18 protein-coding genes and 2 tRNA genes are annotated in these 19,288 nt (G+C 64.6%); 6 read left to right on the top strand and 14 right to left on the bottom strand.

All coding sequences use genetic code 11. The features are described from left to right. The first annotated feature begins 1 nt into the window (after position 1). The 6 genes from folK to acs all read left to right on the top strand — a co-directional run bounded on the left by folK (position 2) and on the right by acs (position 5,621). Positions 2-511, top strand: a complete 510-nt coding sequence (gene folK / locus ACMG4O_RS00170) for a 2-amino-4-hydroxy-6-hydroxymethyldihydropteridine diphosphokinase (protein ID WP_414434149.1) — start codon at positions 2-4, stop codon at positions 509-511. Beyond that, positions 492-1,169, top strand: coding sequence for a deoxynucleoside kinase (locus tag ACMG4O_RS00175; RefSeq protein ID WP_370184257.1), 678 nt, complete (start codon positions 492-494; stop codon positions 1,167-1,169). Before folK ends, ACMG4O_RS00175 begins: the two co-directional genes overlap by 20 nt. Before the next feature lie 26 nt (positions 1,170-1,195). Beyond that, entirely contained in the window at positions 1,196-1,984 is a 789-nt protein-coding gene (panB, locus tag ACMG4O_RS00180; protein ID WP_335629180.1) for a 3-methyl-2-oxobutanoate hydroxymethyltransferase, read from the top strand. Positions 1,985-1,989: 5 nt separating this feature from the next. Continuing rightward, positions 1,990-2,850 carry a pantoate--beta-alanine ligase gene (gene panC / locus ACMG4O_RS00185; RefSeq protein WP_194854900.1) on the top strand — a complete coding sequence of 287 codons (861 nt, stop codon included), beginning with the start codon at positions 1,990-1,992 and terminating at the stop codon, positions 2,848-2,850. 142 nt (positions 2,851-2,992) lie between these two features. After that, positions 2,993-3,373 (top strand): aspartate 1-decarboxylase, encoded by a 381-nt coding sequence (panD, locus tag ACMG4O_RS00190; RefSeq protein ID WP_067612187.1) that lies wholly within the window; start codon positions 2,993-2,995, stop codon positions 3,371-3,373. A gap of 298 nt (positions 3,374-3,671) precedes the next feature. After that, the gene (gene acs, locus ACMG4O_RS00195; protein WP_335629181.1) at positions 3,672-5,621 is read left to right on the top strand and encodes an acetate--CoA ligase; all 1,950 of its coding nucleotides are present in this window, start codon (positions 3,672-3,674) and stop codon (positions 5,619-5,621) included. Positions 5,622-5,666: 45 nt separating this feature from the next. Here acs and ACMG4O_RS00200 read toward each other — a convergent pair whose 3' ends face one another. The 14 genes from ACMG4O_RS00200 to tpiA all read right to left on the bottom strand — a co-directional run bounded on the left by ACMG4O_RS00200 (position 5,667) and on the right by tpiA (position 19,278). Next, positions 5,667-7,145 (bottom strand): DHA2 family efflux MFS transporter permease subunit, encoded by a 1,479-nt coding sequence (locus ACMG4O_RS00200; protein WP_414434150.1) that lies wholly within the window; start codon positions 7,143-7,145, stop codon positions 5,667-5,669. Beyond that, a complete protein-coding gene (locus tag ACMG4O_RS00205) occupies positions 7,132-8,214 on the bottom strand; it encodes an HlyD family secretion protein (RefSeq protein ID WP_414434151.1) in 1,083 nt (360 codons plus the stop codon). Before ACMG4O_RS00205 ends, ACMG4O_RS00200 begins: the two co-directional genes overlap by 14 nt. Continuing rightward, a complete protein-coding gene (locus tag ACMG4O_RS00210; RefSeq protein WP_142948314.1) occupies positions 8,211-8,657 on the bottom strand; it encodes a MarR family winged helix-turn-helix transcriptional regulator in 447 nt (148 codons plus the stop codon). Before ACMG4O_RS00210 ends, ACMG4O_RS00205 begins: the two co-directional genes overlap by 4 nt. Positions 8,658-8,818: 161 nt before the next feature. After that, on the bottom strand, positions 8,819-10,912 hold the full coding sequence (pnp, locus tag ACMG4O_RS00215; protein ID WP_142948313.1) for a polyribonucleotide nucleotidyltransferase: 2,094 nt from the start codon (positions 10,910-10,912) through the stop codon (positions 8,819-8,821). Positions 10,913-11,054: 142 nt separating this feature from the next. Next, positions 11,055-11,324 carry a 30S ribosomal protein S15 gene (gene rpsO, locus ACMG4O_RS00220; protein WP_067610763.1) on the bottom strand — a complete coding sequence of 90 codons (270 nt, stop codon included), beginning with the start codon at positions 11,322-11,324 and terminating at the stop codon, positions 11,055-11,057. Positions 11,325-11,405: 81 nt separating this feature from the next. After that, positions 11,406-12,326: a tRNA pseudouridine(55) synthase TruB gene (gene truB, locus ACMG4O_RS00225; protein WP_414434152.1), complete on the bottom strand. Its 921-nt coding sequence runs from the start codon at positions 12,324-12,326 to the stop codon at positions 11,406-11,408. Between the two features lie 16 nt (positions 12,327-12,342). After that, positions 12,343-12,759 carry a 30S ribosome-binding factor RbfA gene (rbfA, locus tag ACMG4O_RS00230; protein WP_067610759.1) on the bottom strand — a complete coding sequence of 139 codons (417 nt, stop codon included), beginning with the start codon at positions 12,757-12,759 and terminating at the stop codon, positions 12,343-12,345. Between the two features lie 13 nt (positions 12,760-12,772). Next, positions 12,773-15,472 carry a translation initiation factor IF-2 gene (infB, locus tag ACMG4O_RS00235; RefSeq protein WP_142948311.1) on the bottom strand — a complete coding sequence of 900 codons (2,700 nt, stop codon included), beginning with the start codon at positions 15,470-15,472 and terminating at the stop codon, positions 12,773-12,775. 61 nt (positions 15,473-15,533) lie between these two features. Continuing rightward, positions 15,534-17,039 (bottom strand): transcription termination factor NusA, encoded by a 1,506-nt coding sequence (gene nusA / locus ACMG4O_RS00240; RefSeq protein WP_142948310.1) that lies wholly within the window; start codon positions 17,037-17,039, stop codon positions 15,534-15,536. Between the two features lie 33 nt (positions 17,040-17,072). Next, positions 17,073-17,528, bottom strand: a complete 456-nt coding sequence (gene rimP, locus ACMG4O_RS00245) for a ribosome maturation factor RimP (protein WP_067610333.1) — start codon at positions 17,526-17,528, stop codon at positions 17,073-17,075. Between the two features lie 136 nt (positions 17,529-17,664). Continuing rightward, a tRNA-Met gene (locus ACMG4O_RS00250) sits at positions 17,665-17,741 on the bottom strand. A gap of 198 nt (positions 17,742-17,939) precedes the next feature. After that, positions 17,940-18,026, bottom strand: a tRNA-Leu gene (locus ACMG4O_RS00255). Between the two features lie 11 nt (positions 18,027-18,037). Beyond that, positions 18,038-18,520, bottom strand: coding sequence for a preprotein translocase subunit SecG (gene secG / locus ACMG4O_RS00260; protein ID WP_142948309.1), 483 nt, complete (start codon positions 18,518-18,520; stop codon positions 18,038-18,040). Positions 18,521-18,528: 8 nt separating this feature from the next. Then, positions 18,529-19,278, bottom strand: a complete 750-nt coding sequence (gene tpiA / locus ACMG4O_RS00265) for a triose-phosphate isomerase (RefSeq protein ID WP_414434153.1) — start codon at positions 19,276-19,278, stop codon at positions 18,529-18,531. Positions 19,279-19,288: the final 10 nt, after the last annotated feature.

Here is a 19,288-nt window from a genome sequence, read left to right on the forward strand (position 1 = left end):
CATGGTGGTGATCGGGCTGGGCGGCAATCTGGCGGATCCCCGCCGGCGACTGTGCCGGACCCTGGAGGCGCTGGCCGCCTTGCCCGACACCCGGCTGGTGGGCCATTCCGATCTCTACGCCAGCGCCCCGGTGGGGCCCCAGGACCAGCCCGACTTCATCAACGCGGTGGCGGCCCTGGAAACCACGCTGGCCCCGCTGGCCCTGCTGGACGCCTTGCAGCAGCTGGAAAACGCCGCCGGCCGCGAGCGGCACCGGCGTTGGGGCGAGCGCACCCTGGATCTGGACATCCTGTTATGGGACCAGCGGACCCTCGACCTGCCCCGCCTCACCGTCCCCCACCCCGAGCTCACGCGGCGCGCCTTCGTGATCGGCCCGCTGGTCGACCTGCTGCCCGATTGCCGCTTGCCGGACGGCACCCCGGTGGCCGACTATTGGCCTGCGGTCGCCGCCCAGCCACTGCAGCGCCTGCACTGCCTGGAGGAGAACCACTTTGCTGACCGAACGCATTAACCGTCTGCGCGACAACGGCGAACTGCCCCGTTTCATCGCCGTGGAAGGCCCCATCGGCGCCGGCAAAACTACCCTGGCCCAGCGTCTGGCGGACACCTTCGGCTTCGACACCCTGTTCGAGCGCGCCGACGACAACCCGTTTCTGACCCGCTTCTATCAGGACCCGGCCCGCTTCGCCCTGCAGACCGAACTGTTTTTCCTGTTTCAGCGCGCCGACCAGCTGCGCGGGCTGCGCCAGCAGGACCTGTTTTCCGGCCCGCGGGTGGCGGATTTCCTGGTCGACAAGAACCGCCTGTTCGCCGAGGTGAATCTCGACGAGGACGAGTTCGCCCTCTACGACAACGTCTACCAGCACATGCTGATCGACGCCCCGGCGCCGGACCTGGTGATCTACCTGCAGGCGCCCACGCCGGTTCTGCGCCAGCGGGTGCTGAAACGGGGCAACGCCTTCGAGCAACGCATCGACCCGGACTACCTGGACCGCCTCAACGACGCCTACACCCGCTTTTTCCACTTCTACGACCGGGCCCCGCTGCTGATCGTCAACGCGGCGGAAATCGACCTGGCCAGCGGTGACGCGGACTACCAGCAACTGGTGGCCGAGTTGCTGGACATCCGCACCGGGCGCCACTATTTTAACCCCCGGCCGCTGGTCTAAACGCAGTTTCCCGGGGGAAAACACCCATGCCCGTTACCATCCGCACTCTCAACAAGCGCAAGCAGGACGGCGAGAAGTTCTCCATGCTCACCGCCTACGACGCCACCTTCGCGCGTCTGATCAGCGAAGCGGGCGTGGACGCCGTCCTGATCGGCGATTCCCTGGGCAACGTGATCCAGGGCCGTGACAGCACCGTGCCGGTGACCCTGGACGACATGGTCTACCACACCCGGTGCGTGGCCCGCGGCAACCAGGGCAGCCTGGTGCTGGCCGATGTGCCCTTCCTGGGCGCCGCCACGCTGGAGCGCATTCTCGAGGCCAGCGGCGCGCTGATGCAGGCCGGCGCCAACATGGTCAAGCTGGAAGGCGGCGCCTGGCTGGCCGAAGCGGTCACCGTGCTCAAGCGCAACGGCGTCCCGGCCTGCGTGCATCTGGGCCTGACCCCGCAGGCGGTCAACGCCTTCGGCGGCTACCGGGTCCAGGGCAAGGACGAGCAGGGCGCCCGCGAGCTGCTGGAGGCCGCCGTCGCCCTGGAAAAGGCCGGCGCCGCCATGCTGCTGCTGGAGTGCGTGCCGCGCGCCCTGAGCGCGGAAATCACCGCCGCCGTGAACATCCCGGTGACCGGTATCGGCGCCGCCCCGGAGTGCGACGGCCAGGTGCTGGTGATGCACGACATGCTCGGGCTCAATGCCAGCCCGGCGCGCTTCGTGAAGGACTTCATGGCGGAGGCCGGCGGCGATGTGGCCGCGGCGTTCCGCGCCTACGACCGGGCCGTCAAGGACGGCCAGTTCCCCGCCGAACAGCACTGCTTCTGACCACCATGGAATTGCTGCATACCGTCGCCGAGGTGCGCGAGCGCGTGCGCCAGTGGCGCCAGGCCGGAAAACGGGTGGGCTTCGTGCCCACCATGGGCAATCTGCACGAGGGCCACCTGAGCCTGGTGCGCGAGGCCCGGCGCCACAGCGACGAGGTGGTGGTGTCGATTTTCGTCAACCCCACCCAGTTCGGCCCCAATGAGGACTTCGACGCCTACCCACGCACCCTGGACGCGGACTGCGCCCAGCTGCGCGACGCCGGGGTGGCCATGGCGTTCGCCCCGCCGGTGGAGGAAATCTACCCGCTGGGGACCAACCAGACCTGGGTGGACGTGGACGCCCTGGGCGATTATCTGTGCGGCGCCGACCGGCCCGGCCATTTCCGGGGCGTGACCACGGTGGTAAGCAAATTATTCAATATTGTTCAGCCTGATCTGGCGGTGTTCGGCGAGAAGGATTTCCAGCAACTGGCGGTGATCCGCCGCATGGTGGCGGAATTGCTGATGCCGGTGCGCGTGATCGGCGCCGCCACCGACCGGGAGCCGGACGGCCTGGCGCGCAGCTCCCGGAACGGCTTCCTCACCGCCGAGGAGCGCACCAGAGCACCGCTGCTCCAGCAGCACCTGCAGGAGGCGCGGCGCGCCATCGAGGCCGGCGAACGCGACTACCGGGCCCTGGAACAGCGCCTGGCGGCGTCGCTCGCCGGGCACGGCTTTGATGTCGATTACGTGACCGTGGCCAACGCCGACAGCCTGGTCCCCGCCGGCCCCGGCGACCGCTCTTTGGTGGTCGCGGCGGCGGCGCGCCTGGGGCGTCCCAGATTGATCGACAATGTGACCGTGAAATTGGCTGAGACTGCCCTATAATGCCGCTCTCAGCGTCGGCTCAGGGCACGGGGTGCCCCCCACCGGTTTATTGTATGTGACCGGTGATTCATGCATACTGCCGCCCCCCTGTCAGCGGCCGTTATTCAGTGCCCGTGCAAGGGTTGTTTAGAGAGGTACCAACATGCAGTGCACCATGCTGAAAGCCAAGTTGCACCAGGCCCGCGTCACCCATGCGGAACTTGAGTACGAAGGCTCCTGCGCCATCGACGGCCGTCTTATGGACATGGCCGGCATCCTTGAATACGAGCAGATCCAGATTTACAACCTGGACAATGGCGAGCGCTTCGAAACCTACGCGATCCGCGGCGAAGAGGGTTCGAAGATGATTTCCGTGAACGGCGCCGCCGCCCACAAGGCGCAGCCCGGGCACCGCGTGATCATCTGCGCCTACGCCAACTATTCCAGCTCCGAGTTGATCAATTATAAGCCCCGTCTGATTTACATGGACGAAGGCAACGAGGTTAAAGGGACCAGCAACGCTATCCCGGTGCAGGTGGCCTGAGCCGCCTGTACCACCTCGCCCTGAACGCCGGCCTCGAGCCGGCGTTTTTGTATCCAGCCCCTTGATGCTACCCCCTCCCCGCGCGCGCATCTCTTCGCCTTTGGTAGTAGACGTCCCTTTCCCAGCGCCGCTAGCGGTACACTGTCCTCAATGGCATTTGATAAGCCGGTCTTTAGACAATAGTTTAATTCCAGGCGTATCGCCGTTGGCACGATAATACGGCGCCGTATTACCCCCGCGGCTTCAGGGCGGGGCGGCCAGACAATAAACATCAGCGGGCAGTACGAAGGAGGCTGACATGTCCGAGCAAAAGATCTACCCGGTTCCGGAGGCGTTTAAACGCCAGACACTGATGGATCGGCAAACCTATGATCGCTGGTATCAGCAATCCATCGACGATCCCGATACGTTCTGGGCCGAGCGCGCGGACCAACTGCTCGACTGGCAGACCCGCTGGGACACGGTCAGCGACTGGGACTTCAAGGAAGGCCGCGCGGCCTGGTTCCAGGGCGGCAAGCTCAACGCCTGCTACAACTGCGTCGACCGCCACCTGCCCGAGCGCGCCCAGCAGACCGCGATCATCTGGGAGGGCGACGAGCCCGACCAGGAAAAGCACATCACCTACCAGGAACTGTTCGAGCAGGTGTCGCGCTTCGCCAACGCCCTGAAGGACCGCGGCGTGAAAAAAGGCGACCGGGTGGTGATCTACATGCCGATGATCCCGGAAGCGGCCTACGCCATGCTGGCCTGCGCCCGCATCGGCGCGATTCACTCGGTGGTGTTCGGCGGCTTCTCGCCGGAAGCCCTCAAGGACCGCATCCAGAACGCCGGCGCCTGCGCCCTGATCACCGCCGACGAAGGCGTGCGCGGCGGCAAGGTGGTGGCACTGAAAGCCAACGCCGACAAGGCCCTGAGCGGCTGCGATTCGGTCCACACCTGCCTGGTGGTGGAACGCACCGGCGGCGATATCGACTGGGACGACCAGCGTGACATCTGGTACCACGACGCGCTCGCCAAGGCGGACGCGAACTGCGAGCCGGAATGGGTCGACAGCGAGGACCCGCTGTTCACCCTGTACACCTCCGGCTCCACCGGCAAGCCCAAGGGCGTGGTGCACACCACCGCCGGCTACCTGCTGCAGAGCGCCCTGACCCACAAGTACGTGTTCGACTATCAGGACGGCGACATCTACTGGTGCACCGCCGACGTGGGCTGGATCACCGGCCACAGCTACATCGTCTACGGGCCGCTGGCCAACGGCGCCACCACCCTGATGTTCGAGGGCGTGCCCACCTACCCGGACGCCTCCCGTCACTGGCAGGTGGTGGACAAGCACAAGGTCAACATCTACTACACCGCGCCCACCGCCATCCGTGCCCTGATGGGCCAGGGCGACGAGCCGGTGACCAAAACCGACCGCTCCAGCCTGAAACTGCTGGGCACCGTGGGCGAGCCGATCAACCCGGAAGCCTGGCAGTGGTACCACAAGGTGGTGGGCGAGGAACGCTGCCCGATCGTCGACACCTGGTGGCAGACCGAGACCGGCGCCATCATGATCGCGCCGCTGCCCGGCGCGGTGGACCTGAAGCCCGGCTCCGCCACCCTGCCCATGTTCGGCGTACAGCCCGGCCTGATGGACCCGGACGGCAAGGAACTGGAAGGCGCCACCTCCGGCAACCTGGTGATCAAGGCCAGCTGGCCGAGCCAGATCCGCACCGTGTACGGCGACCACCAGCGCATGATCGACACCTACTTCAGCGCCTACCCCGGCTATTACTTCACCGGCGACGGGGCGCGCCGCGACGAGGACGGCTACTGGTGGATCACCGGCCGGGTGGACGACGTGCTGAACGTCTCCGGGCACCGGCTGGGCACCGCCGAGATCGAATCGGCTCTGGTGCTGCACAAGAGCATCTCCGAGGCCGCCGTGGTGGGTTACCAGCACGACGTCAAAGGCCAGGGCATCTACGCCTATGTGTCGCTGATGCGCGGCGCCGAGGGCAGCGATGAGCTGATCAAGGAGCTGCGTGATCTGGTCACCCAGGAAATCGGCCCGATCGCCAAGCCGGACCTGATTCACTTCGCCCCCGGCCTGCCCAAGACCCGCTCCGGCAAGATCATGCGGCGCATTCTGCGCAAGATCGCCGCCGACGAGCTGGACAGCCTGGGCGACACCTCCACCCTGGCGGACCCGGGCGTGGTGGACGAGCTGATCAAGACCCGCAAGAACAACGGCGACAGCGGATAGCGGCTCTTTTGTGATAAGGAAAAAGGCGGCCTCGGGCCGCCTTTTTTATGCCCGCCGCTGGTGGCGCAGCAGGAACACCAGCGGGATCGCCGCCATGTTGATCCACATCAGCAGGCGGAAATCGTTCATATAGCTGATCTCCGCCGCCTGGCTCAACAGCGTCTGGTAGACCGCCGCCGGCACGCTGCCCACCATCTCTTTCATGGGCAGCCCCTGGCTCAGCCAGGGGGCCAGCTGCAGGTGCTCACCGAGCTGCTGCTGGTTGATCCACAGATTGCGCGACAACATGGCGGTCATGATCGAGATGCCGACGCTGGAGCCCAGGTTGCGCGACAACGAAAACAGCGAGGCGCCCTCGGTGCGCAGTGACGGGTTGAGCGTGGCGTAGGTGAGCGCGCTGGCCGGCACGAACACCAGCCCCAGGCCCAGCCCCTGCAGCACCCCGGTCCAGATCAGCGTATTGCGGCTGACCTCCAGCGTGAAACCGGCCATCTCGTGCAACGAGAAGGTGATGAACAGCAGCCCGGTGATCACCAGCACCCGCGGGTCCAGCCGGGTGCGCATCAGGCGTCCCACCAGCATCATCGAGAACATGGAGCCCAGCCCGCGCGGCGCCAGCACCAGGCCGGTGGTCACCGCCGGGTAGTCTTTCCACTGCTGCAGGAAGGGCGGCAGCAACGCCATGGTCGCCAGCAGAATGATCCCCACCACGAAGATGAACACCAGCCCGGTGACGAAATTACGGTCCTTGAACAGCGCCGGATCGATAAAGGGGTCCTTGCGGGTCAGCGAATGGACCACGAACAGATACAAGCCGAGCAGAGCCAGAACGGCTTCCAGCTGAATCTCAAAGCTTTCGAACCACTGCACCTGTTCGCCGCGATCCAGCATCAGCTGGAAGGCACCGATGGCCAGGCCCAGATAGGCGAACCCCATGATGTCGAAGCGCACCTTGCGGGTTTCGGTTTCACTGACGCTCAGCCAGATGCCGGCGAACGCCAGCAAGCCGAACGGCAGGTTGATGTAGAACACCCAGCGCCAGCTGTACCACTCGGTGAGCCAGCCGCCCAGCGTGGGCCCGAGGATCGGCCCCACCATCACGCCCATGCCCCAGATCGCCATGGCCTGGCCGTGTTTTTCCACCGGGTAGGCGTCCAGCAGCACCGACTGGGACAGCGGCACCAGCGCGGCGCCGAACACCCCCTGCAGGATGCGGAAGAGGACCATCTGATCCAGCGAGGCGGACAACCCGCACAGCCCGGAGGTCACCGTGAACCCGGCCACCGACCAGAGGAACAGCCGGCGCCGCCCCAGGCGGCTGGCCATGAACCCCACCGTCGGCGTCATGATGGCGGCGGCCACGATGTAGGAGGTCAGCACCCAGGTGATCTGGTCGGTACTGGCGGACAGGCTGCCCTGCATGTGCGGCAGGGCCACATTGGCGATGGTGGTGTCGAGCACCTGCATCACCGTGGCCAGCATGATGCTGATGGTGACCAGGCGCTGGTCGTTAAGGCGTGCCATGGTCGCCGCTGGCGGCCACCGGTGTGCCGGCCACCGGTTTGCCGGCCACCGGTTTGTCGGCGAGCGGCGACGCCTGCGTATCAATGGTGATTTCCGCGCTCATGCCCGAGCGCAGCGGCGGCTTGCCGTCTACATCCAGCAGCTGCAGCCGCACCGGCACCCGCTGCACCACCTTGACCCAGTTGCCGCTGGCGTTCTGCGGCGGGATCAGCGCGTACTCGGAGCCGGTGGCCGGGCTCAGGCTGCGCACCCGGGCCCGCCAGGTGACCCCCGGATAGGTGTCCACCACCACCTCCACGGTCTGCCCCTCACGCACGTTGGTGAGCTGGGTTTCCTTCAGGTTGGCTTCCACCCAGGCGGAGCGGTCGCGGGCCAGGGTGAGCACCGGCACGCCCGCGTTGACGCGCTCACCGACCATCGGCGTGGCGCCGCCGAGAATACCGTCGGCGGGGGCCACGATGCGGGTGTGGGCCAGGTCGTATTCGGCCTGGTCCAGCTTGGCGGTGGCCGCCTGATAGTCCGGATGCTCCTCCACCGCCACATCCGGCCCGCCGCCGAGTTTGGCGCGCAGGCTGGCGAGTTGCTGGTCGATGACCTCCGCGTCCGCCCGGGCCTTGTCGCGCTTCTGCCGCGCCGCCTCCAACTGGGATTGCGATACCGCCACCTTGTCGAGCCCCTGGAAGCGCTGCAATTCCCGCTGGTAGTAGCTCAGGTCACGGCGCGCCTGAGCCCGCTGGGCCTGCAGCCGGGCATAGTCGGCACGCTCGGAAAGAATGCGGTTACGCACCGCGCGCTGATCGGCGCGCGCCTCCGCCAGGGCAATGCGGTAAGGCTGGGGGTCGACCTCGGCGAGCACCTGGCCGCGCTGGACCGGCTGGTTGCGCTCCACGTTGACCGCCACCAGAGGGCCGCTGACGTCGGCGGTCAGCGAGATCATGTCGATCTTGATGTAGGCGTTTTCGGTGGTCACGTAGCGGTGACCGCCGAATATCAGCCATAGCACCACGGCCAGAGCGATCAACAGGCCCAGCCCCATCCCCAGCCGCCGGTTGCGTTGCGTTGTGGTCACTGTGCGTCCCCCTGATCCGGTCGATCACAGAGGTTGGCGCGCATCGCCTCCAGCACCTCTCTGAACGTATCGATTTGCTCGCTGGTCAGCCCGTCGAAGGCCCGCTCGCGGGTCAGCGCCGCCAGTTGGCGTAGCCGCTCCAACGCCGGCGTGGCCGCTTCGGTGAGATAAAGCCGACGCCGGCGCCGGTCGGAAGGGTCCCCCCGACGCTCCACCAGGCCTTCCTGTTCCAGCCGTTCCAGTTGCCGCGTCAGCGAAATCGGCGCCACATCGAGGATCTCGGCCAGCGCCGCCTGGTGGACGCCCTCGTGGCGGGCGAGATGCCAGAGCACCTGCCAGCGGGCGCGGGTCAGTCCCTGTTCGCGGGCGCGCCGGTCGAAGTCGCGGCGGATCATACGCGCCACGTCATGGACGTTGAGCCCGACCATGGTGTCTTTGGTCATCGCGAGGTCTCCCGGCTGCCTATCCGCGCTTTAGTAAGCGCACTTATCGTAAGCAAGCTTATGATATTGATCCAACTATGGCAACCCGGTTGTCTTTTTCGACGGAGCATAAAAAAACCCGCCTAAGCGGGTCTTTTTAGTACTGACGGAGCCAGGGAAAATCAGCTTTCCTTCGCTTCCTTCATGGACAGCTTGATGCGGCCACGCTGGTCCACGTCGAGGACTTTCACCTTGATGATGTCGCCCTCGTTGACGTAGTCGGACACCTTCTCCACGCGCTCTTCGGCGATCTGGGAGATGTGCAGCAGGCCTTCGGTGCCGGGCATGATCTGCACGAAGGCACCGAAGTCCACCACGCGCATGACCTTGCCTTCGTAGATCTTGTCGATCTCCGCCTCGGCGGTGAGCTCTTCCACGCGACGCTTGGCTTCCAGGGCCGCCTCACGGGTTTCGCCGTAGATCTTCACGCTGCCGTCGTCTTCCAGGTCGATGGTGCACCCGGTTTCGTCGGTGAGGCCGCGGATGGTGGCGCCGCCCTTGCCGATCACGTCGCGGATTTTCTCCGGGTTGATCTTCAGGGTGAGCAGGGTGGGCGCGTTGTCGGACACCTGGGAGCGGGACTCGGAAATCGCCTTGGCCATCTCGCCGAGAATGTGCAGCCGGCCTTCCTGGGCCTGCTCCAGCGCCTTCTCCATGATCTCCTCGGTGATGCCCTCGATCTTGATGTCCATCTGCAGGGCGGTCACGCCGCGCGCGGTACCGGCCACCTTGAAGTCCATATCGCCGAGGTGATCCTCGTCACCGAGGATGTCGGACAGTACCGCGAAGCGGCCGTCCTCTTCCTTGACCAGACCCATGGCGATGCCGGCCACCGGGGCGGTCAGCGGTACGCCGGCGTCCATCAGCGCCATGGAGGTGCCGCACACCGACGCCATGGAGGAGGAACCGTTGGATTCGGTGATTTCGGACACCACGCGGATTGAGTACGGGAACTGCTTCTCATCGGGCACCACCGCTTCGACGCCACGGCGGGCGAGACGGCCGTGGCCGATTTCGCGGCGCTTGGGGCTGCCGATCATGCCGGTTTCACCGACGCAGTACGGGGGGAAGTTGTACTGCAGCATGAAGTGGTCCTGGCGGGAGCCTTCCAGGGCGTCGATGAACTGGGCATCGCGCATGCCACCCAGGGTGGCGGTGACGATCGCCTGGGTTTCGCCGCGGGTGAACAGCGCGGAGCCGTGGGTTTTCTTGAGCATGCCCACCTTGCATTCGATCGGGCGCACCGCGTTCAGGGCACGGCCGTCGATACGCGGCTTGCCGGAGACCACCGCCTCGCGCACCACGTTCTTTTCCACCTTGCCGAACAGGTCCTTCACTTCACCGGCTTCCGGCGCGCCTTCTTCTTCGGTGGCGAACTCGGCCACACAGGCGTCGCGCAGCTCGCCGACTTTCTGCTGGCGGGCCATTTTGTCGGTGATGGTGTAGGCGTCCGCCAGAGCGGCTTCGTACTTGCCCTTGATGGCATTCTTCAGCTCGGTGTTCTCTTCAGCCGGCTGCCACTCCCAGGCGGGGGTGCCCACTTCGGAGGCGAACTCGTTGATCGCCTGGATCAGGCCCTGCATTTCCTGGTGGCCGAACAGCACCGCGCCCAGCATCTGGTCTTCGCTGAGCTCCTGGGCTTCGGATTCCACCATCAGCACGGCGGCTTCGGTACCGGCGACCACCAGGTTGAGGGCGGACTCTTCCAGCTCGGAATAGGTCGGGTTGAGCAGGTACAGGCCGTCCTTGAAGCCCACGCGTGCCGCGCCGATGGGGCCGCTGAACGGAATGCCCGAGATCGCCAGGGCGGCGGAGGTGCCGATCATGGCGGCGATATCCGGATCCTGGTTCTTGTCCGAGGACATGACCGTGGCCACGATCTGGACTTCGTTCATGAAGCCCTTGGGAAACAGCGGGCGAATCGGCCGGTCGATCAGACGGCAGGTCAGGGTTTCTTTCTCGCTGGGACGACCTTCACGCTTGAAGAAGCCGCCGGGAATGCGGCCGGTGGCGTAGGTCTTTTCCTGGTAGTTCACGGTGAGCGGGAAGAACGGCTTGTTGGGGTCGGCTTCTTTTTTGCCGACCACGGTGACCAGCACCTGGGTGTCACCGATGGTGACCATCACGGCGGCGGTGGCCTGGCGGGCGATCTGCCCGGTTTCCAGGATAACGGTGTCGCCGCCGTATTGAATCTCTTTACGCACTATATTGAACATATCGCTTCTCGTCTCTCGTCTCGTCTTTCGTCTCTTCGCTTTTTCATCGCGTGCCGGGGCATCATAACCCTGCCCCCAAAACAACAGAAGCCCGGCACCGGGCCGAGCTTCCGTTTCAATCACCGGTCACACCGGGGCCTGCTTAGCGGCGCAGGCCCAGACGTTCGATCAACTTCAGATAGCGGTCGCGGTTCTTGCCGGCCAGGTAGTCCAGCAGCTTACGGCGCTGGTTAACCATGCGGATCAGGCCGCGACGGCTGTGGTGATCCTTGTGGTGATCCTTGAAGTGACCCTGAAGCTGGTTGATGTTCTCGGACAGCAGGGCAACCTGCACTTCCGGGGAACCGGTATCACCTTCCTTCTGGGCAAAATCCTTCAGGATTTGTGCTTTTTGCTCGGTGGTCAAAGCCATTTTTTCGCTCCAATATGCGGTTAAGTCGCGGTCGGCCGCGCATATTTACAGCCGCCGCCCTCGTTGAAGGCCGACCCTCGGTCAGCCGGATACCAGACGACGCGGCGCGATGCGCCCGTCTTCCAGCACTTCACCGACGCCCATGAAGGTGTCGGTGGAAGCTTCATAAATACTTACCCAGCCGTCCAGGGGACGGTCACTGGTCATCACCGGCTGGCCCTGGCGCAGGTAGTGCGCGGCGCTCTCGGCCAGCTGGACGCGCGGCCAGTCTGCCACGCTGGTCGACAAAGGCAAGAGCAATTCGTCCAGGGCCTCGAAACCGCCCTCCGCCTTGATCTCGCCAAGCTGCTCCAGGGTCAGCATGCGCTCCGCCGGGTAGGGCCCCGCGGAAAGCCGGCGCAGCGCGGCCACATGGCCGCCGCAGCCCAGCGCTTCGCCGAGATCCTCGACCAGCGAGCGCACATAGGTGCCTTTCGAGCAGGCTACCTCGAAATCCACCCGGTCGCCCTCTTCCAGGCGCACGTCCTTGATTTCGTGGATGGTCACCGGGCGCGGCTGGCGCTCCACGGTGATGCCTTCACGGGCCAGCTTGTAGAGCGGCGTGCCCTGGTGCTTGATCGCCGAATACATGCTGGGGATCTGCTCGATGTCGCCGAGAAACCGCTCCAGCGCTTCGGCCACCTGCCCTTCGGTCACGTTCACCGGGCGGGTTTCACGCACCTCGCCGTCCGCGTCGCCGGTTTCCGTGGCCACGCCCAGCTGGGCGGTGACCCGGTAGCGCTTGTCGGCGTCCAGCAGAAACTGGCTGAATTTGGTCGCCTCGCCGAAACAGATCGGCAGCATGCCGGTGGCCAGCGGGTCCAGGCTGCCGGTGTGCCCGGCCTTGGCCGCGGCGAACATTTTCTTGGCCATTTGCAGGGCCCCGTTGCTGGTCACGCCCTGGGACTTGTCCAGCAACAGAATGCCATTCAGATCACGACCTCCACGGCGCCGTTTTCCCACTGTCTTCGCTCCGTGATCAATCGTTCTTGGTGTCGTCGTCGTCCTGATCGGGACGCAATTCCCGATCCTCGGCGCGCGCCTCGTCGATCAGCTGCGACAGCTCCGAGGCGCGCTCCGGTGTTTCGTCATAGTGAAAACGCAATTTCGGCGTGGTGCGGGTGTTGAGGGTCTGCGCCAGCGAGCTGCGCAGGAAGCCGGCGGCGCCGGTGAGCACCTTCTCGGCCTCGTAGCCCGCTTCGGCCCCTTCACCCAACAGGGTGAAATAAACGTCGGAGTAGGACAGATCCCGGGATACGGTCACGTCCTGCACCGTCACCAGCCCCACGCGCGGATCCTTCAGCTGAAACTGAAGCAACCGCGACAGCTCACGCTGAATCTGATCCGCGATGCGGTCGGTGCGCTGAAAACCACTGGGGCGGCGATGACGGCTCATAACGAGGGCGCACTCAGAGAGAGCGCGCCACCTCCTTCACTTCGAACACTTCGATCTTGTCGCCGGCCTTGACGTCGTTGTAGCTCTTCACGGCGATACCACACTCGACGCCGTTGCGGACTTCCTGGACGTCGTCCTTGAAGCGGCGCAGGGATTCCAGCTCGCCCTCGAACACCACCACGTCGTCGCGCAGCACGCGGATCGGGCGGTTCCGGTACAGGGTGCCTTCCACCACCATACAGCCGGCCACGGCGCCGAACTTGGAGGAGCGGAACACGTCGCGGACTTCCGCCACGCCGAGGATCTCCTCGCGCTTCTCCGGTGCCAGCAAGCCGCTCATGGCCTGCTTGACGTCATCGATCAGCTCGTAGATGACGCTGTAGTAACGCAGGTCGATGCCTTCCTGCTCGCACAGGCGCTTGGCCTTGGAATCGGCACGCACGTTGAAGCCCAGCAGTACCGCCTCGCTGGTAATCGCCAGGTTGACGTCGGATTCGTTGATCGCGCCAACGCCGGAGGACACCAGGCTCACCTTCACTTCGTCGGTGGACAGGTCGTGCAGGGCGCCGACCAGCGCTTCCAGAGAACCGCGCACGTCGGTCTTGAGCACGATGTTGACCTGGCTGGCTTCCTTGCTGCCCATGTTCTCGAACAGGTTTTCCAGCTTGGAGGCCTGCTGACGCTTGAGCTTGAGATCGCGGTCGCGGTCCTGGCGGAATTCCGCCACTTCGCGGGCCTTCTTCTCGTCCGGCACCACCTGGATCTGCTCGCCGGCTTCCGGCGCGCCGTCCAGGCCCAGCACTTCCACCGGAATCGACGGACCGGCCTTCTTGACCTGCTGCCCGGTCTCGTCGACCAGGGCGCGGACGCGGCCGTAGTGGGCGCCGGCCAGCAGCATGTCGCCGACCTGCAGCTCACCGGACTGCACCAGCACCGAGGCCACGGTACCGCGACCCTTCTCGATGCGGGATTCGATCACCACACCGCCGGCCGGGCCGGTGGCGGGGGCACGCAGTTCCAGCAGTTCGGACTGCAGCAGCACCGCGTCCAGCAGCTCGTCGATACCCTGACCGGAGTGCGCGGACACGTTCACGAACTGGTACTCGCCGCCCCACTCTTCCGGGATCACGTCCTTGCCGGCCAGCTCGGTTTTAACCCGATCCAGGTCGGCGTTTTCCTTGTCGATCTTGTTGACCGCGATGATCAGCGGAATACCCGCCGCCTTGGCGTGGTTGATCGCTTCCTCGGTCTGCGGCATCACGCCGTCGTCCGCGGCCACCACGATGATCGCGATGTCCGTCGCCTGGGCACCGCGCGCCCGCATGGCGGTGAACGCCGCGTGGCCCGGGGTATCCAGGAAGGTGATCATGCCTTTCTCGTGCTGCACGTGGTAGGCGCCGATGTGCTGGGTAATGCCGCCGGCTTCACCGGCCGCCACCTTGGCCTTGCGGATATAGTCCAGCAGCGAGGTCTTGCCGTGGTCGACGTGGCCCATGATGGTCACGACCGGCGCACGCGGTCCTTCCTCGATGCCGGTGTAATCCACCAGATCCGCCAGATCGTCTTCCAGCGCCTCTTCCTCGCCTTTCACCAGCTTGGGCGTGTGGCCCATTTCCTCGGTGAGCAGTACCGCCGTTTCCTGGTCGATGTACTGATTCACGGTGGCCATTTCACCCATCTTCATCATTGCCTTGATGAGTTCCTTGGCCTTGATGTTCATCCGCTGGGCCAGCTCAGCCACGGTGATGGTTTCGGGAATCTCTACGTCGTATACCATTTTCTCCGTGGGGCTCTTGAACCCGTGCTGTTTGTTCATGGAGCTGCGCATCTGGCCATGGGCCACGCCGACCGAACCCTTCTTGCGACGGCGGCGGCGGGACTGACGCTCCTCGGTGCGATAACCGGCTTCAACGGCATCACGGACGATGGAGGACCCTTTGTCGTCCTCCTCTTCTGTTTTCGCCGGCTCGGGCTCGCCGCCGCGCTTCTCCAGCTCCTCGGCGATGCGCTGAGCTTCCTCGGCGGTGCGGCGGGCGGCCTCTTCCTCGGCTTTCTTGCGGGTTTCGGCCTCCTGCTTGCGGCGCGCCTCTTCGGCTTCACGCTGCTTGCGCTCTTCCTCTTCGCGCTGGGCACGCTGCTCGGGGGTTTCTTCCTTCGCCACCTTCTTGGTGGACGCCTTGGGCACGGAGGTACGCTTGGTCTTCTCCTGGCTGGCTTTCTCTTCGCCGGCCTGGCGCTCCTGCTCGGCGCGGGCCTTGGCTTCCTGCTCGCGGCGAAGGGCGTCTTCCTCTTCCGCCTTGCGCTTGGCTTCCTCTTCCTCGGCCTTGCGCTTGGCGGCTTCCTCGGCTTCGATGCGTGCCTGCTCTTCGGCGGCCAGGCGCTCCTGCTCCAGGCGCTCCTCTTCTTCCACCGCGGCGCGCTTCACGTAGGTGCGCTTCTTGCGCACTTCCACGTTTACCGTTTTCGCCTTGCCCGCGGCACCAGTGGTCTTGATGGTGCTGGTGGAGCGCCGCTTCAGGGTAATCTTCTTGGGCTCCGCATCCTGGGCACCATGGGACTTGCGCAGGTGCGCGAGCAGCTGCTGCTTTTGTTCGTCCGAGACGCCTTCACCGGCGTCCGTGTGTGGCAATCCGGCTTCCTTCATCTGCGTGAGCAGTGTATCCACCGGGATGCCAACCACGTCGGCCAGTTTCTTTACGGTCGTTTCTGCCATGTCAGCAACACTCTCCTGTCCGCGTCTTGGTGGCGCCCTGCTTCAAATTCCGGCGTGCTACTTATTCGCCGGCTTCCTCGCCTTCGAACCAGGGGGCACGGGCGGTCATAATCAATTGGGCCGCGCGCTCTTCCTCCAGCCCTTCAATGTCGAGCAGGTCGTCCACCGCTTGTTCGGCAAGGTCTTCCATGGTGACGATGCCTCGGGAGGCCAATTCCACCGCCAGATCACGGTCCATGCCTTCCATTGCCAGAAGGTCGTCGGCGGGTTCGGCCTGATCAAATTTCTCTTCGGATACCAGCGCCCGGGTCAGCAGCGCGTCCTTGGCCCGCTGGCGCAGCGCCTCGACGATGTCCTCGTCGAAGCCTTCGATGGCGAGCATTTCCTCGGTGGGCACGTAGGCCACTTCCTCGAGGGTGGAGAAGCCTTCATCCACCAGCACGCCGGCCACGTCCTCATCCACGTCGAGGAACGCCATAAAGGTTTCCAGCGCTTTTTCCGCTTCTTCCTGCTGCTTGTTCTCGGCGTCGTCGGTGGTCATCACGTTCAGCTCCCAGCCGGTCAGCTCGGAGGCAAGACGGATGTTCTGACCACTGCGGCCGATCGCCTGGGCCAGCGCGGATTCGTCTTCCACCGCGATGTCCATGGTGTGGCTTTCCTCGTCGACGACGATGGAAGCGACTTCCGCCGGCTGCATGGCGTTGATCACCAGCTGCGCCGGGTTGTCGTCCCACAGCACGATGTCGATGCGCTCGCCGGCCAGCTCGTTGGAAACGGCCTGTACCCGCGCGCCGCGCATGCCGACGCAGGCGCCCACCGGGTCGATACGCTGATCGTTGGTCTTCACCGCGATCTTGGCGCGCGAACCCGGGTCACGGGCCGCGCCCTTGATCTCGATCAGCTCTTCGCCGATCTCCGGCACTTCGATCTTGAACAGCTCGACGAGCATTTCCGGGCAGGCGCGGCTGGCGAACAGCTGCGGGCCCCGGTTTTCCTCGTTGACGCCCAGCAGATACGCACGCAGGCGGTCGTTCTGGCGCACGCTCTCGCGGGTGATCATGTGCTCGCGGGTGATCAGCGCCTCGGCGTTGGCCCCCAGGTCGAGCACGATGGAATCGCGGCTGGCCTTCTTGACCACGCCGCTGATCAGCTCGCCGATGCGGTCGCGGTACTCTTCGACGATCTGACGCCGCTCCGCTTCGCGCACCTTCTGCACGATCACCTGTTTCGCCGTTTGCGCCGCGATGCGACCGAAGCTTTCCGACGCCACCTCTTCTTCATAGGTGTCGCCGATCTGCAGCTTCTCGTCGTGCTCGTGGGCTTCGTCCAGCGTCAGCTGACGGCCGAATTCATAGAGCTCTTCATCGGGCACCACGTGCCAGACGCGGAACGTGCGTGAGTCGCCGCTGACGCGGTCGATCTCGACACGAATCTCCACATCTTCTTCCTTGAAGCGCTTTTTGGTCGCCGCCGCCAGGGCCGATTCAATGGCCTCGAAGATCACGTCGCGGCTGACGCCTTTCTCGTTGGAAACTGTTTCCGCTACCAGCAGGATTTCTTTGTTCATGGCCAGGCCTTTACAAAATTCTCCAGGGCACGCTCAATCAAAGCGAGGCTGTAATCGGGCGCGATCCACCTGACTGTAAGGAACGCGCAGGCTTTCGCCATCAAGCTCCATTACCAGCGTGTCGCCGTCCACGGCCACCAGGGTCGCCGTCATTTTACGCTTGCCCGCCACCGGGGCCAGCAGCGTGAGCTGCACGGATTCGCCCTGGTAGCGTTCAAAGTGGGAAAGCTCGAAGAGAGGGCGATCCAGACCCGGGGAGGACACTTCCAGGTTGTAATCACCGGGAATCGGATCTTCCACGTCCAGTACGCCACTCACCTCGTGGCTCACCAGGGCACAATCGTCGACGTTAATGCCGTCATCGTGGTCGATAAAAAGACGCAATACCGCACCGCGGCCCTGGAGATATTGCACACCCCAGAGCGTATAACCCAGGTCTTCCACCACGGGAGCCAGCAGCTCCTTGAGTTGTTCCGCGCGTTTCGACATTGCCTCTCTTTTCCGGTGCCACAAACAAAAAATGGGCATAACGCCCATTCCCACTTGCGACCCCGGTTGTGTATAGCAAAAAGCCCCTTCTAGAGGGGCTTTTTGTTCGTCAGAACCGGGAGTCGGCCCTGATAAGTGGTAGCGGGGGCAGGATTTGAACCTACGACCTTCGGGTTATGAGCCCGACGAGCTACCAGACTGCTCCACCCCGCACTTGAAATCGAGCGCAAATACTAAATATTCACGCCGGTTTTGTCAAACCTAATCCTGAAAAAAACGTTTATTTTTCCAGGATTTATACTCATCTTCCGGCGGTTGCTTCCAGCCCTGCCCCGCCCCGGGGACCAGGCTGAAAAACCGCGGGCTTCGCTGGAAGCCGCGGAAGGCTCCAAACGGAACCTGTCCTGATTTTGGTGCCGAAGGCCGGACTTGAACCGGCACGACCGTAAGGTCACTACCCCCTCAAGATAGCGTGTCTACCAATTCCACCACTTCGGCGAAGAACTGATTTACTGCTTCCCGGAATCGGACGTCGTCTCATCCGGGGCCGGGGATTCTAACCCAGCCGACGGCACATCTGAAGTCTCTTTTTCAGATTTCCCGGAATCCATCCCGGGCGCCTCGGCGGGAACGTCCGCGCCCTGGGCCGGGCCGGTGGACGGTACGTCGCCGGAGACCGGCTCGTCGGCGTCGTCCAGCGCCGGCACGTCCTGATCGTCCACGGATTCCAGGGCCGGCAGGAAGCTGCCCGCGCCTTCCGCTTCCTGGCGCGCCATCCAGGCCAGGCCCAGGCTGGTGACAAAAAACACCACCGCCAGAACCGCCGTGAAACGGGTCAGAAAATTGGCGGACCCGGCGCTGCCGAATACGGTCTGCGAACCGCCGCCACCGAAAGAGGCGCCGGCGTCGGCCCCCTTGCCATGCTGGATCAGGATCAGGCCGATAAGACCGAGGGCCGCCAGCACGTGCACCACATGAAGCACAATATCCATAAGTTAAATCAACCTGCCGCCCGACAAATGGCGATAAATTCTTTTTCGTTCAGTGAGGCCCCGCCGATCAGTCCACCATCGATGTCCGGCTGGGCAAACAGAGGGGCGGCATTATCCGCCTTTACGCTGCCGCCGTAAAGGAGGCGTAGGCCGGCGGCCACATCGGGGTCGCGGGCGGCCAGGGCGGCACGCAGGTCGGCGTGCACCGCCTGGGCCTGTTCCGGCGAGGCGGTGAGGCCGGTTCCGATCGCCCAGATCGGCTCATAGGCCAGCACCGCGCGGTCGAAAGCGGCACTGCCGGCGGCCTCCACCACCGCCATCAACTGCCGGACCACCACATGCTCGGTGTCCCCGGCTTCGCGCTGGCGCAGGGTTTCACCGACACACAGAATCGGTATCAGCCCGGCCTTTTGCGCGCGCAGGAACTTGCTGGCGACCAGGTCGTCGTCCTCGCCGAAGTGCTCGCGGCGCTCCGAGTGGCCGACGATCACGTAGCGGCAGCCCATATCCACCAGCATTTCCGCCGATACTTCCCCGGTGAAGGCGCCGTCCTCGTGGTCGCACAGGGTCTGTGCGCCCAGCCCCACGCCGCTGTCCTTCAGTTCGGCGCCGAGCGCCTGCAGGTACGGGAACGGCGGGCACACCGCCACTTCCGCGCTGCCCAGATCCGCCGCCGCCAGCGCGGCGCCCAGTTCGGCGACCAGGCCGTACCGGCCGTTCATCTTCCAGTTCGCCGCCACTAACGGTGTTCTTGTCATTCGAGCGTTG

Source organism: Alloalcanivorax venustensis, assembly GCF_047495515.1.
Taxonomy (GTDB): Bacteria; Pseudomonadota; Gammaproteobacteria; order Pseudomonadales; family Alcanivoracaceae; genus Alloalcanivorax; species Alloalcanivorax venustensis.

What these genes read in the sequence shown, in the direction of transcription:
- panD (WP_067612187.1), top strand. Translation starts at nt 2,993, where the DNA reads ATGCAGTGCACCATGCTGAAAGCCAAGTTGCACCAGGCCCGCGTCACC.
- nusA (WP_142948310.1), bottom strand. Translation starts at nt 17,039, where the DNA reads ATGAACAAAGAAATCCTGCTGGTAGCGGAAACAGTTTCCAACGAGAAA.
- folK (WP_414434149.1), top strand. Translation starts at nt 2, where the DNA reads ATGGTGGTGATCGGGCTGGGCGGCAATCTGGCGGATCCCCGCCGGCGA.
- pnp (WP_142948313.1), bottom strand. Translation starts at nt 10,912, where the DNA reads ATGTTCAATATAGTGCGTAAAGAGATTCAATACGGCGGCGACACCGTT.
- infB (WP_142948311.1), bottom strand. Translation starts at nt 15,472, where the DNA reads ATGGCAGAAACGACCGTAAAGAAACTGGCCGACGTGGTTGGCATCCCG.
- secG (WP_142948309.1), bottom strand. Translation starts at nt 18,520, where the DNA reads ATGGATATTGTGCTTCATGTGGTGCACGTGCTGGCGGCCCTCGGTCTT.
- rbfA (WP_067610759.1), bottom strand. Translation starts at nt 12,759, where the DNA reads ATGAGCCGTCATCGCCGCCCCAGTGGTTTTCAGCGCACCGACCGCATC.
- panC (WP_194854900.1), top strand. Translation starts at nt 1,990, where the DNA reads ATGGAATTGCTGCATACCGTCGCCGAGGTGCGCGAGCGCGTGCGCCAG.
- acs (WP_335629181.1), top strand. Translation starts at nt 3,672, where the DNA reads ATGTCCGAGCAAAAGATCTACCCGGTTCCGGAGGCGTTTAAACGCCAG.
- rimP (WP_067610333.1), bottom strand. Translation starts at nt 17,528, where the DNA reads ATGTCGAAACGCGCGGAACAACTCAAGGAGCTGCTGGCTCCCGTGGTG.
- tpiA (WP_414434153.1), bottom strand. Translation starts at nt 19,278, where the DNA reads ATGACAAGAACACCGTTAGTGGCGGCGAACTGGAAGATGAACGGCCGG.
- ACMG4O_RS00210 (WP_142948314.1), bottom strand. Translation starts at nt 8,657, where the DNA reads ATGACCAAAGACACCATGGTCGGGCTCAACGTCCATGACGTGGCGCGT.
- rpsO (WP_067610763.1), bottom strand. Translation starts at nt 11,324, where the DNA reads ATGGCTTTGACCACCGAGCAAAAAGCACAAATCCTGAAGGATTTTGCC.
- panB (WP_335629180.1), top strand. Translation starts at nt 1,196, where the DNA reads ATGCCCGTTACCATCCGCACTCTCAACAAGCGCAAGCAGGACGGCGAG.
- ACMG4O_RS00200 (WP_414434150.1), bottom strand. Translation starts at nt 7,145, where the DNA reads ATGGCACGCCTTAACGACCAGCGCCTGGTCACCATCAGCATCATGCTG.